General features: G+C 66.9%; 13 protein-coding genes and 2 pseudogenes. 11 read left to right on the forward strand and 4 right to left on the reverse strand.

Annotated elements, in window-relative coordinates; translation table 11 throughout:
* The 11 genes and pseudogenes from AB0M26_RS30030 to AB0M26_RS30080 all read left to right on the forward strand — a co-directional run.
* A pseudogene (locus AB0M26_RS30030) lies at window positions 1-369 on the forward strand (hypothetical protein); the annotation flags it as partial.
* Window positions 370-859: 490 nt separating this feature from the next.
* Window positions 860-2,749 carry a hypothetical protein gene (locus AB0M26_RS30035; RefSeq protein ID WP_365265918.1) on the forward strand — a complete coding sequence of 630 codons (1,890 nt, stop codon included), beginning with the start codon at window positions 860-862 and terminating at the stop codon, window positions 2,747-2,749.
* Window positions 2,750-2,924: 175 nt separating this feature from the next.
* Entirely contained in the window at window positions 2,925-3,290 is a 366-nt protein-coding gene (locus AB0M26_RS30040) for a transposase family protein (RefSeq protein WP_365265920.1), read from the forward strand.
* Between the two features lie 30 nt (window positions 3,291-3,320).
* On the forward strand, window positions 3,321-3,701 hold the full coding sequence (locus AB0M26_RS30045; protein ID WP_365265922.1) for an ISAs1 family transposase: 381 nt from the start codon (window positions 3,321-3,323) through the stop codon (window positions 3,699-3,701).
* A gap of 60 nt (window positions 3,702-3,761) precedes the next feature.
* On the forward strand, window positions 3,762-5,888 hold the full coding sequence (locus tag AB0M26_RS30050; RefSeq protein WP_365265924.1) for a helix-turn-helix transcriptional regulator: 2,127 nt from the start codon (window positions 3,762-3,764) through the stop codon (window positions 5,886-5,888).
* A gap of 4 nt (window positions 5,889-5,892) precedes the next feature.
* Window positions 5,893-6,450, forward strand: a complete 558-nt coding sequence (locus AB0M26_RS30055; RefSeq protein WP_365265926.1) for a helix-turn-helix transcriptional regulator — start codon at window positions 5,893-5,895, stop codon at window positions 6,448-6,450.
* A gap of 88 nt (window positions 6,451-6,538) precedes the next feature.
* Entirely contained in the window at window positions 6,539-6,844 is a 306-nt protein-coding gene (locus AB0M26_RS30060; protein WP_365265928.1) for a hypothetical protein, read from the forward strand.
* A 283-nt stretch (window positions 6,845-7,127) separates the two neighbouring features.
* Window positions 7,128-7,415, forward strand: a complete 288-nt coding sequence (locus AB0M26_RS30065; RefSeq protein ID WP_365265930.1) for a hypothetical protein — start codon at window positions 7,128-7,130, stop codon at window positions 7,413-7,415.
* Window positions 7,412-7,699 (forward strand): hypothetical protein, encoded by a 288-nt coding sequence (locus AB0M26_RS30070; RefSeq protein WP_365265932.1) that lies wholly within the window; start codon window positions 7,412-7,414, stop codon window positions 7,697-7,699. Before AB0M26_RS30065 ends, AB0M26_RS30070 begins: the two co-directional genes overlap by 4 nt.
* A gap of 658 nt (window positions 7,700-8,357) precedes the next feature.
* Window positions 8,358-8,960 (forward strand): PIN domain-containing protein, encoded by a 603-nt coding sequence (locus tag AB0M26_RS30075; protein ID WP_365265934.1) that lies wholly within the window; start codon window positions 8,358-8,360, stop codon window positions 8,958-8,960.
* Window positions 8,961-9,008: 48 nt separating this feature from the next.
* Complete coding sequence (locus tag AB0M26_RS30080) at window positions 9,009-9,368, forward strand: hypothetical protein (protein WP_365265936.1); 360 nt, start codon at window positions 9,009-9,011, stop codon at window positions 9,366-9,368.
* Between the two features lie 109 nt (window positions 9,369-9,477).
* On the opposite strand, the gene AB0M26_RS30085 is transcribed toward AB0M26_RS30080, so the two are convergent.
* The 4 genes and pseudogenes from AB0M26_RS30085 to AB0M26_RS30100 form a co-directional block, all read right to left on the reverse strand.
* Window positions 9,478-9,789 (reverse strand): SCO5918 family protein, encoded by a 312-nt coding sequence (locus AB0M26_RS30085; RefSeq protein ID WP_365265938.1) that lies wholly within the window; start codon window positions 9,787-9,789, stop codon window positions 9,478-9,480.
* 53 nt (window positions 9,790-9,842) lie between these two features.
* Window positions 9,843-10,247, reverse strand: coding sequence for a hypothetical protein (locus AB0M26_RS30090; protein WP_365265939.1), 405 nt, complete (start codon window positions 10,245-10,247; stop codon window positions 9,843-9,845).
* A gap of 47 nt (window positions 10,248-10,294) precedes the next feature.
* Window positions 10,295-11,810, reverse strand: a pseudogene (locus AB0M26_RS30095) (DEAD/DEAH box helicase).
* 310 nt (window positions 11,811-12,120) lie between these two features.
* Window positions 12,121-12,324, reverse strand: a complete 204-nt coding sequence (locus AB0M26_RS30100; RefSeq protein WP_365265941.1) for a cold-shock protein — start codon at window positions 12,322-12,324, stop codon at window positions 12,121-12,123.
* Between the last annotated feature and the right edge of the window lie 694 nt (window positions 12,325-13,018).

The raw sequence follows: 13,018 nt of genomic DNA on the forward strand, positions 1-13,018 counted from the left end.
TACCGATTCGGCTCGATCGGCCGGTGCCCTCCCGATGGCAACCGGCCGCCCACGGAGGCGGCTTGGGCCCCGGGCGGGGGTGAGTCCCAGGCGCGGGCCGGGCGGCCCGGCCGGCCACGGAGGCACCGGCCCGATTCCCTGCTCGGCGACAAGGGCTACGATTCCAACCCCAACCGCGAGGAACTGCGCAAACGCCGGATCATGCCGGTCATCTCCCGCAAGGGCGCCCCGAACTTCAAGGGCCTGGGCAAACTCCGCTACGTCGTCGAGCAGACCTTCGCCCTGCTCCACCAGTTCAGCGCCTCGCCGTCCGCTGGGAACGCCGCACCGAACTCCACAACGCCTTCATCTCCCTGGCCTGCGCCCTGATCTGCTGGAGACGCCTCAAGAAACACCGATCATGATCGTGTTACGAGTTCTAAGGGGGCACCGCAGTGCTGGCAGTTCATCGGGTTTCGTTTCCTGTCGCGTAAAGGGTTCAGGCCGCGATTTTCGTCGCCGAACCGGCTTGCACGAGCCTGCAATTTCATCGCGTGCACCGGCGCCTGGCCGCCGCCGGCGAGCGTTACGTTCCTGGGGATTTTGCGTCCGGGAAGTCCCGGTCCGGCCGGGCCGAACACCTCGCCCTGGTCCCGTAGTAGGGCCAGGTCGGCTATCGCCGTCGGCCAGCATCACCCACGCAAGCACGGTGATCCTGAACGGTATCAATTTCACACAAGCACGAATTGGCGGGAGTTCCAGAAGGGCGTCGGCCGTTGGGGTGGGAACAGCATGGGCCCATGACCGAAGGCACGGAGTGACAGTTTAAGGAAGGGAGATGGCTCGGTTCATCACTCATAGAACGCAAGGAGGCACCCGGGTGCGGGTACACAGAATCGCGACAGCAACCATGCTGGCTCTGGCAGTCAGCGGATGGGGCGTGGTAGGACCCGGCGCGGCATACGCCGAGACCGGCCCTACCCACGGAGGGAAGGCGAAGGCCACCGACAAGGGCCACCCACCCGCCCACGGGAAGGCGAAGGCCCGCGCGGAGGGAGGATCCTCCACCGGAGGGGAGGTCTTTCAGCAGAATATTGCGCAGTCCGCTCGGCAGAACAGCAACTGCAACAACCCCAACCCCGGCCTCCAGGGGTTCTCGCTCACCGGGAGCCGGGTGACGGGCCGGTGTGTGACCACTGACGGCTCGCATACCGCGTTTTCTCGCATGCACAACGGGCTCGCAGTTTCGCAAGGCGGTACATCGGCCGCAACCCTGGCCCAGCAGAACATCGCCCAGCGCGGCCGGCAGAACAACAACTGCCACAACCCCAACGGCTCGTTCCTCACTGTGAACGGTGGTCGGGTGGAGGGCCACTGCACCGACCGAGACCTCTCCTTCAGTAAGCACACTTTCATCAAGGGCGGTGGCGCCCGAGCCGAAGGCGGCTCCTCAGATGCCGATCTGTTCCAGCAGAACATTGCGCAGGAAGGCCGGCAGAACAACAACTGCCACAACCGTAACCTCTCGGACACCACGGTGACGGGGGGCGGCGTGGAGAGGAGCAGTTGCGGGAACAAGGACGCCTCGTTCAGCAAACACACACAGATCAAGGGCGGCGGCGCACGTGCCGAAGGCGGCTCCAGCACCGGCGGCGGCGTGGTGATCCCGGAGCAGCAGAACACTGCGCAAGAAGGCCGGCAGAACAACAACTGCGACAACCCCAACCAAACGATCCTCGATGTGACGGGGGGTGGCGTGGAGAGGAGCCGTTGCGGGAACAAGGACGCCTCGTTCAGCAAACACACACAGATCAAGGGCGGCGGCGCACGTGCCGAAGGCGGCTACAGCACCGGCGGCGTGTTGTTCCAGCAGAACTTCGCCCAGGAAGGCCGGCAGAACAACAACTGCAACCCGAACTTCGTGACCTTCACGGTGACGGGCGGCCGACTGGATAGTAGCTGCCGCAACAAGGATCACTCGTACAGCAAGAAGGTGCTCATGAAGAGCCGTGGCGCCCACGTCGAAGGCGGCTCCAGCGCAGCCGAACTGAGCCAGCAGAACATCGCCCAAGAAGGCCGGCAGAACAACAACTGTGACAGCTCCAACAACTCGCTGATCACGGTGACGGGCGGCCGGCTGGACAGCAGCTGCCGCAACAAGGACCACTCCTTCAACAAGAAGGTGCTGATCAAGAGCCGCGGCGCCCACGTAGAAAGCGGCTCCAACACCGGCGGCGACGTGTTTCAGCAGAGCATCGCCCAAGAAGGCCGGCAGAACAACAACTGCGCCGCCCTCAACAACTCGGAGATCACGGTGATGGGCGACCGGGCGGAGCGCCGGTGCAAGAGCACCGATGAGTCCAAGAACCTGGGCACAAAGAAGATCGGCGGCGGCGCCCACGTAGAAAGCGGTTCCACCACGGACGTCAGCATGAGCCAGCAGAACATCGCCCAAGAAGGCCGACAGAACAACGCCTGCGCCAACCCCAACTTCACCCGCATCACCGTCAACGACAGCCGGTCGAGCGTGGGCTGCAAGACGCTGGACCACTCCACGAACCTGGGCACCACAGAGATCAGCAGCGGCGCCAAGACCCAAGGCGGCTCCAACACAGCCTTGCTGTTTCAGCAGAACATCGCCCAAGAAGGCCGGCAGAACAACAACTGCGCCAACCCCAACAACCTCACCCTCACCACCACTAGCAACCGCACACAAACCCAGTGCACCGCCATCGACCGCTCCATCAACATCCACACGATCAACCGATGAGAGCAGGGACTGAGGAACAGGGCAGTTGCAAGTTCCGGGGTCGTGCGGCTGGTCGGGTTGTGACTGGTTGGGGCGCATAGCAGTGCAGGCACGGGCTTCGTGATCATTGTGGTGTCTACGCCAGATGATCATGAGGTGACCCGTGCCTGCTGCTGCATCCTCTCCTATCCCTGCCGTGCTGGTGAAACTGGGACCGCTGGACACCGGCCGGATCGCCGACTTGCGCCCCTACCTCGACTCGGTGCCCGACCCGCGCGGACGGCGGGGGCGGTGGTATTCACTCACAGCGATGCTGCTGGTGTGTGCCTGCGCGGTCGTCTCGGGAGCCAGGAGCATCGACGAACTCGCCGAGTGGGGTCAGCGTGCTTCGAACGCACTCCTGACAGTGATCGGGATCCGCCGCCACCTGCTCAGATGGCGGCGCACTCCGGCGCCGGCCACGATCGGCCGTGTGCTTGGGGCTGTCGACGGTGACGCCCTGGACCGGGCGGCCGGCGCCTACCTGGCCGACCGCCACCGCGCCGCCGGCGAACCCGCCTAGGCGCCGTCGCCCTCCGCGTCCGGACAGCGGGTGATCGCTGTCGACGGCAAAGCACTCAAGGGATCAGCCCGTCTCACCGCGACGCGCCGGCATCTGCTCTCCGCGGTCACTCACGGCACCGTCGTGACCCTCGCCCAGGTGGAGGTCGGACCGAAGATGAACGAAACCACACACTTCCAACCGCTGCTGGCACCACTGGACCTGACCGGCACCGTCGTCACCTTCGACGCCCTGCACTCGCTCAAGGCGAACATCTCCTGGCTGGTGGAAACCAAGAAGGCCCACTACATCGCCGTGATCAAGACCAACCAACCCACCGCCCCACAGCCAGCTCGCACCGGGAGGGAGCCTTACGCAAGTGTGCATGTCGCGTCTGCTGCCACCATCGCTGAAATCTCTCGAGAGAGTTAAACGATCGGGTAAATGTAGGGCTAAGAAGTGCTAGGGTCTGGGGGTTGGAGGTAGACCCATATGGCATCTGAGGAAGAGCTGTTCGCGTCCGTTGACGCACTGTTGGAGGAGGAGCCGCAACTGCCGCCCCCGGCGGAGCGCGCCCGGCTGCGGGAGGCTGCCGGCATCACCCAGGCCCGCCTTGCGCTGGCGCTGAAGACGTCGACGCAGACGGTGAAGAACTATGAGAACGGGCGGAGCGAACCGAGGTCGCCTCGGCTGGAGGCGTATCAGCGACTACTGAAAGGCTGGGCAGCAAAATACCCCGCACACAGTCCTGCCGCTGTGACGCCCAGTCCGGCCCGGTCTGCTGAACCGCAACCGGAGGTACCGGTCACGTTCGCCACCGCGCCCGCGCCAGAGGCGGAGGCCGCGCCGGTGGAAGCATCCGCCGCGCCGGAGCGCCCGGTGGCCCGCCGTCCCGCTGCATCGTCGTCGCGGCGTCCGGCGGCGAGGAAGGCCGCGAAACCGGCTGCTGTCGATCCGCGGTTCCCGCACGGCCCGCTGGCCGTGCTGGACGGTGACGGCTGCGCATACGGCGCTGGTGGCATCGTGCTGGACTGCCCCGCGACCACGATCCCCGAGTCGGTGGAGTGGACGCTCAAGGAGTCCGGTCTCGGCGCCGCCAAGCTCAACCGGTACGGGAAAGACAGTGACCCACTGATCGTGCTCACCGCGTCCGCGGCCGTGAAGCTCGGGCTGCCGGAGCGCCTGGAGGGCCTCGAGCAGCGCCGGTCCCTGCGCCTGCCCGAGGACCACCCTGTGGTCAAGCAGGTGGCCAAGGCGAAGTGGCAGCTGACGCAGCGTGGGTTCGGTCCGTGGGCGCGGATCTACCGCAAGATGCAGCAGGGGAGCGAGCGGCGGTGTGTGCAGCTGGCGATCCTGTCCTGGGATGCCCTCGATGAGCGGTCCTGGCCCGGGGTGGCGGAGATGGAGCCGGCCGACATCGCCCGCGTCCTCGGGATCTACGCCCAGCGGGTCATCACCCCCCGGGGTTCTACGGCGGTCTCCGGGCTGGAGCTGATGACGTCATTGCGTCCGCCCACCCGTGCGGTGCGGGACGAAGCCTCCGGTAACTGGGTCTCAGGCCACAACCCCGGCTCGCTGGGCACGGAACCGATGGACCCGGCGCCGCCGGAGGCCACCGCTGAGCATCCCGTCGTCGTGAACTCCGGCTGGACGGGCGGCTTCCTGGACGAGGAGGCTTACCAGTGGGTGCGGTCGGTGGACTCCCTCAGCGACGAGGAATGCATGCTGCCCTACGCGGTCGGCCTGGACCTGAACACCGCCTTCCTCGCCGCCGCGGCCCGCCTGGTCGTCGGCCTGTCCGCCCCCGACCACTTCCACGCCCCGACGTTCAACCCGAAGATCCCCGGATCCTGGCTGGTAGACCTCTCCCACATCGAGCTGGACCCGCGCTTGCCCAGCCCGTTCACACCGACCGGGCAACGCCCGACGGGACCTGCCTGGTACCAGACCCACACCGTCGCCTACGCCCAGGAGCTGGGCTACAACGTCGCCCCGATCGAGGCGTATCTGCGGCGGGAAACCGGCGCCTACCTGGACCCATGGCACGACCGGCTGAAGGCCGCCTACGTTGATACCCTCGCCGACCTCGGCGTCACCAAGGACCTCACCGATGCGGAGTTCCTTGCGGCGATGGAGCAGCACAAGCAGCGCGACCCGGCCCTGGCCGCCGTGCTCGCGGCGATTAAGGCCACGGTGAAGGGCGGCGTGGGCAAGCTCAGGGAGCGCCCGCAAGGCCGCCACTACAAGCAGGGCGAGCGGTGGCCGGCTCTGGAGCGGCCGACCTGGCGGCCGGATATCCGGGCCGCGGTCATCAGCAAGGCCCGAGTCAACATGCACCGCAAGCTGGGCAACATTGCGAAGATGACCGGGCTCTTCCCGCTGGCCGTGCTGTCCGACTGCGTCGTCTACCCCTCGCCGGGGGAGAGCCCGCTGGACTTCCTGCCCTACGCCGCCTCGGGCAAGCCGCAGCCGGGCGGGTTCCGTCTCGGGCCCACACCGGGCCTGGCGAAGTTGGAGGGCGTGCAGCCGATGCTGTGGGCGGTGGACCTGATGGAGAAGGGCCTCAATCCGGCCCGCCACATCAAGGGCGGCGACGCCGTCCTGGACGAAGGCGAGTAAGGCCATGGGGGAGATCGAGGATGCCATCGAGCGCGCCGACTACGAAGGGTTCCATCGCCAGCCGCCCAAGTCCCTCCAGAGCCGCATCAAGTTCCTGCTCAAGCAGATGAAGACCGCGAAGGCCGTTGCGGAGGAGATCGGGGTCAGCCCCGACTCGGTCAACCGCTACCGCCGTGGTGCCCGGAAGAACCCGCCGAAGGACGTCCTTGCGAGGATCGATGCGGCCGTACGGGCCCGCTGGGAGCCACGGGTCCGCAAGCGCCGACGCCAACAGGCTGCTGCCACGCGGGGGATCACCGTGGAGACCCGGGCCCGGTTCGGCTACACCGCCCCCGTCGGCACAACCGACGACGGACGCTTCCGCCGCCTGACCGTTCACCTCCCCGCGACATACGCCCAGCGCCTGTTCGACGCCCGCGACACCGGGGCCAGCGACCAGGAGATGCGCGGAATCATCGCTGATGGGTTTAGGGAAGTCTATTTTCAGGACGGCGGCGCCCGCGCTATGGGACTCTCGGACGTCGAGATCAACGAAATCGACTATATGGATTTCGACTTCTGAGGAGAGGAATTGTGACTGCCGAATTCACCGACCACGTCCGGGCCCTCGACCAGGACAAGAGCCCGTTGCTCGACGATGACCAGGACCCGTGCGCATCGCCGATGCCCTGCGCGGCACCCCGCACATCCGTTTCGTCGCCCCGGCCGAACCGGGCGATGAGACGGTCTGGTTCCGCGACGCCGACGGCACCGGCTACGAACTGTCCCTGACCAGCGCGGAGCCGATCCCGGACGCCCAGCCCGCGGCCTACGCCTGGGACGCTGTAGCCGCCGCGATCGGCAACCACCTGGGACTTCGTCCACGCGGCACTCGCCAGGCAACGGGTTGTCTTCGGAGCGGACCGCCTCGACGCCATCACCGTGACTCACCCGCACAGGACACGAGTACACCCTGAAGTTGACCTGCGCTCCTCGCCCCGGCCAGGGCACGGAGCCAGCCCCCCCGCCGTCGACATCGCCCACCCTGCCGCCCGGCTGCTCACCAGCAACCCGAGCGACGCCGAACGCGCGACCGCCGAACTCCTCAACTACGTTGCCGCCACCTGGGATACGCAAGACCTCCTCCTGCGCCAGAACGCACAGGCCGTCGCCCGCGCCCCTGTCCCGCCAGCCGGGAACCCAACAGTAGCCCTGCCTAGGACTGAGAGACTCGACCCACCGACGCGAAAGGAGAGCGCAGTGAGCGCCCAACCTGAACACCCAGGCGACAGCCGGACGCCCGCTATTCCGCACACGATCAACGCCATCGGCGACGCCCTCACTGGAGAGAAGCGCGCCCGCTTCTACGGCGAGGTCCTGGCCGCGGAGGAGCACGACGTCCCCCCTGTCATGCGCCGTTGGTGGGCGCAGGCCATGCTCGACCGTGCCCGCGGCGCCGAGACCAGCCGCGCGAACGCCGCTGCCGGCCGCAACCTTGTCTCGCTGGACGACCTCACCGCGCGTGTGGAGGAGAAGGCCGCCGGATGAACGAACCGCGCCGCGGCTGGACCGTATGGACCGAGGAAACTCCAGCGAGCGTCCTGCTCGACATGCCAGAGGTGCTGTCCGGGAAGGTGGTCAACTACCTCGTCGCGCTGGCTCTGGAAGTCGGCTCCGCCTTCGACGAGGGAAGCCCGCTCCCCGGGCAGCCGCTGGACGATCTCGGGGAACGCTACTCACTCGTCCTTGAGGACGAGCCCGTGCTCTTCGAGTACACCCTCCACCCCCAGACGCGGGAGATCCGTATCCCTGTCCTGGTCTGGTTCGGCTGAACGCCCACAAACACGCCCCGCCCTCGGCATTGCAGCTGTCGAGGTCGGGGCGTCTTGCATCGTAGCCAGGCCACATCCACCAGGTGTGAACCTCCGTAGCTGCCCAGCGTAGGAGCGAGCCGTGTACTGGCCCGCCGGGCAATGGACGCGAGGACGGCCCAACACGCTGCTGCACATGACGGCGCGGTAGGCCCCCGACTGGGCCTGGCTGCACCCATTCTCGGCCGCAGTAACCCGGTCCTGGCCCGGGGTTTCTGCAGAGTGGGCCATCATCGGTGGATGCCACAGAAGAACCCCGTCCCGCCGACCTACCGAGAGCGCCTCCTCGGAGCAGCTCTCTGCGATCGAGCGGGACTATCTCGCTGTGCTGGATGCCTCCGAGATCCGGTATGTGAACCCGAACCGGTCGAGTGACTCCTTCTTCATCGCCCAGGCCGCAGACTGGGGTTGGGCACCGAGCGGCCCGGCGCTGGAGTCCCAGCGGATGGACCTGCTGCGCCGTCTGCGGGACTGGGCGCCGCGGTTCCGGTTGCTGTTCCCGCACCCGACTCCCAGGCGGCGAAGAAGCTCAAGGAGAGCCTGGAGCACCCGGAGCGCTGGGTGGTCCGCGAAGGTACGTGGTCCGACTGGTCCATCCCGCGGCACAAGACGGAGGCAGTTGAAGCTTCTGCAGACGTCCGTCCAGCAGCTGCGGACCGACCTGCTGCCGGCCGACCCGTGGCCGGTGCGCCTGACCGTCGACACGAACGCTCTGATCGACAATCCCGATCCCGCCGCCTACATCGACCAGGTCGGTCCGCGCTACATGGCGCACCTGCTGCCCGTGATGCTGCGCGAGCTCGACGACAACAAGCGCGCCGGCCGGACCGAGTTTCTGCGTGAGGCGGCCAAGAAGGCCGACCGGCGGCTGAAGGGGCTGCGCAACAACGGCGATGTCACCCTCGGAGTCCGGGTCACCGGCGACGTCCATGCCGTATTCGAATACGTCGAGCCCAAGTCCGACGCGCTGCCCGACTGGCTCGACCTGGACGTTCCCGACGACCGGTTCATCGCCTCGACCCTGCTCCTGCAGTCCCGACACCCCGGCTCCGCGTGGTACGTCGCCACCAGTGACATCAACCTCCAGACCAAGCTGCACGCCGTCGCCGTGCGACAGCTGCCATCCAGAACGCCACCTCAGGCGCAGCGGAATGGCATGACGGCGGCCCACGCTGTAGTCCTTGGGCCGCCAAGAGACCTCAGCTGGGATGGATGGGGTTAGGACCCAGCTTGGGTGCAGCTGGGCGGTCGGTCTTTAGAATCGCTTCTCATGTCGAAGCCTGACGAACTGCTCGTTGACGTCGCCGCCCTGGTGGAGTCCGGGCGTAGCAATCAGATGTCTCTGACGGTGGTCGCCGGTGGTGCTGTCATCACGGGTCGGCTGGCTCCCGAAGCCGTCTGGAGGCAGCGGGTGTCGGAGGTCGTGGCTGGCTCGGCTCGCCTGAGTGATTTCTCCGCCGTCTTCTCCGGTACGTCGGGCAAGGAGGGGCTGCCCACGCATCTGCATTTCCATGTGGCGCGGATTCTGCAGGGTGCGGTGGGGATCCCGGAGACGGGCGGGATGTACCGCGTGGCGATCGAGGACGTTAGTGCCTGGACCATGGGCGACTTCAGTTACTCCGACCACTGACCCTCGCCGGGCCGAGGACTCCAAACCCTCACCACGCGGTGAGGGTCCGACCGGCGTATCCCGGTCGGACCCTCGTTGCTGTTTGGTGGCGGCCGCGTCTGCCCGTCGGTCAGAGGGCTGCAGGGGCTCCAAGCATCGCGGAAGCCTGTTGGAGCGGGCTGAGGACGGGCGTGGGCGCGGTGGTCTGGGGAAGGTCGTGGCAGGTGAAACCGAGGTGGGTCATGGCCCGGAGGACTTCGCCGGAGCTGAAATCGCGGCGGTCTTGGCGTGTGATGACCTGGCCGACCTGCTTGACGGGGTAGGTGCGGCGGCCGATGGTTACGGACTCGCCGGTGACCTGCTCGGGCTTGACGCCTTTCATGGATTCCAGGACACCGCTCTTGGTGAGGTGGAAGGGGAAACGGGCGATGACGCAGCGCATGATGCCTCACAGGGGGGAGGGGGAGGGGGATGGTTCTGCGGCGGTGAGGTGGTTCAGCGGGCAGGGTCGAGGGCACCTGGAGCGTTGTCTTGTTCGTCGAGGGCAGGCGGGACATCGAGTCGGCGGTAGCGCAAGGCGTGCTCGGCTTCGGTCATCGTGGTCACGGGCGCGGTGAATGGCCCGCGGTCGCCGAGGATGTCGCGCAGCTGAACCCGGTCTGTGTATGTGGATGCGTCGCGCACTGCGGTGAGCTGGGCCTGGGTGACCAGTTGGGTGCAAAGGCCGTCGTTGTCGCAGACGAGCAGGTGTCCGGCGCGGGCACTGGCCATGACGGACAGGGCCACCTCGATGGTCATGTCGTCCCAGACCTGTGGTCCGGCTGTGTCCATGGCGTTGGCCGCCGTCGTGTGCACGGCAGTGGCATTGGCCGCGTGGGGCTGTCTCTGAACCAGCGTCAAAACGTGCCTCCCTGCAGAGATAGGTCAGTTTCCTGATCACGTGGTGCTCAGGCCGTCGCGTCAGAGGCGGGCTGCCGCACGCTCATGCGACGGGCGACCGATGCGGCGCTGCGTCGGCCGCGGGAGGGCGCGCTGCACTTTCGGCGCTCGGCCGTCGGCGTGGTGATCTTCACGGGGATGCCGGAGGGGGGTCTGGGCGCCGGTGATCCGGCTGAGTGCCTCTTCGCCGGAGCGGACCTGGGTGGTCTGGGGCGCGATGCCGGCGGCCGCCATGAGGCGGGTCATGTCGCGGCGCTGGTTGGGGGTGACCAGGGTGACGACGCTGCCGGACTCGCCGGCGCGCGCGGTACGTCCGCCACGGTGCAGGTAGTCCTTGTGGTCCGTCGGCGGGTCGACGTTGACGACGAGGTCGAGGTTGTCGACGTGGATGCCGCGCGCCGCGACGTTTGTGGCCACGAGCACGGTGACGTGCCCGGCCTTGAACTGGGCCAGGGTTCGGGTGCGCTGCGGCTGCGACTTCCCGCCGTGCAGGGCGGCCGCTCGCACCCCGCTGTTCAGCAGGTCCTGCGTCAGCCGGTCGACGGCGTGCTTGGTGTCCAGGAACATGATCACCCTGCCTTCACGCGCCGCGATCTGCGTCGTCGTCCGGTGCTTGTCGGCCCGGTGAACGTGCAGCACGTGATGCTCCATCGTGGTGACCGCACCCGCGGACGGGTCGACGGAGTGCACGACCGGGTCGGTCAGGTAGCGGCGTACCAGTAGATCGACGTTGCGGTCGAGAGTCGCGGAGAACAGCATCCGCTGGCCTTCAGGGCGGACCTGGTTCAGAAGCGCGGTGACCTGGGGCATGAAACCCATGTCGGCCATCTGATCTGCCTCATCCAGGACGGTGATCGCGACCTGGTTCAGCCGGCAGTCACCGCGGTCGATGAGGTCCTTGAGGCGGCCCGGCGTCGCGACGACGACCTCGGCACCACCGCGCAGCGCACTGACCTGCCTGCCGATCGACATTCCGCCGACGAGGGTGGCCAGACGCAGCTGCACCGAGCGGGCATAGGGGGTCAGAGCGTCGGTCACCTGCTGCGCCAGCTCACGCGTCGGCACGAGGACCAGGGCCAGCGGCTGGCGGGGCTCGGCGCGCTGTCCGGCTGTGCGAGCCAGCAAGGCCAGGCCGAAAGCGAGGGTCTTCCCGGACCCCGTGCGCCCGCGTCCGAGGACGTCGCGACCGGCGAGGGTGTTGGGCAGGGTCGCTCCCTGGATTGGGAACGGGACGCTCACGCCTTGCGCGGTCAGCGCGGCAAGCAGCCGTCTGGGCATGTCGAGGTCGGCGAACGTCTCGACCGCGGGCAGCGCGGGAGTGATCGTCTGCGGCAGGGCGAACTCGCCCTGGACCGCTGTGGGCCGCTGGCGGGGGCCGCCCGAGCGGAGGGAGCCCTCCAAACGGCTCGGGGCGGGCGAGCCGAAGCGGCCGCCCCGGCCTGACCCGGCGCCGGAGCCGAAAGCGCGGCCGCCGGTGCGGCTACGGGTGCGGGAGGAGCGGCCGTTCGTACGTGTGGGGTTCATTCAGAACCTTCCTTGATATGGCACGTATCAAAGGAATTTCCGCAGCGGAAGAACAGCGCGGGGAATCACAAGAACGGGCCGAATGAGATGTGCATGTGAATCTGGCCTGAGGTGAATCTATGACGGATACAGGCGATGAAATCGGGCGGATGTGAAATCTAGGACGTGGCGGGTGCAGCTGCGACGAGGCGTGCATCCCGGGACAAGGATGCGGGCGGTAATGCCCGGCAGGGTTGAACCAGTGCAAAGTTCCCGCACCTGGGCCTCACGCCCCGAGGGAGCCTTGCCCGCTACGTAGTGCGCGTCAGTGTCAGGCGGGAACGATATTCTCGGCCGTCAGGCCCTTCTGGCCCGGCACGATGTCGAAGGTGACCTTCTGGCCTTCGAGCAACTCACGGACGCCTTGTGCGGCGATGTTCGAGAAGTGGGCGAACACGTCAGCACCGCCACCGTCCTGCGTGATAAAGCCGAAACCCTTGGCTGCGTTGAACCACTTCACGGTGCCAGATGCCATGTCACATCTCCTTTGGGGCAGTACGCCGGTACCCGCGATGCACGGATAGCGTGTCGCCGTGATGATGCCCTGCCCCGGAAAGTGACCCGGAAATACAAAAACGCTTCCAGTGGCTGAAAAATACCACCGAAAACATTGGAAGTTTTGGGAACCACGACTGCAACCTAGTTCGACAGTAGCATGCGGCAAGGGATCTATGTGCGTTAAATAATTCCACCCTGTTCGTTGCGGTAAAAACACTCCCCGCCCGGCGGGCTAAACTCTCCACTCGCGGCCATAGATATTGATCCATCCCAGCGCGAAGGGTTCAGGAAGAGCGGCCGCCGTTCACGGCCCAAGTTCTCGGATGGCTACGACAGGTGGCGTGTAGCGCTGAGTAACTATCGGGGATGCGGTTCGGTTGCTGGAGGGCGGCAAAGTCGGCGTGCGCCGTCTCGACGGCCTCCGGGTACGCCGGGGGTCTTTCTCGCGCTCCATCAATGCCGGTAGATCCTGCTCCCGGGCAAGGGTCGTCTCGGGGAAGCGATCCGACTCTCAGGCGAGGGTGATCGGCAGGGCCCGGATCCGGCGAGCCCAGCCGGCGCCGGCGCCTTGGCGCCAGCTGTATTGACCTGGAGCGTTGTTTGCGCGGCTGATCGGTGGGTGGCCTCCGAGTGCGGTGTGGCACCGGTGATGGTTGTAGCTGTGCAGAAAG

The sequence above is a fragment of the Streptomyces sp. NPDC051776 genome (assembly GCF_040681345.1).
Classification (GTDB): Bacteria; Actinomycetota; Actinomycetes; order Streptomycetales; family Streptomycetaceae; genus Streptomyces.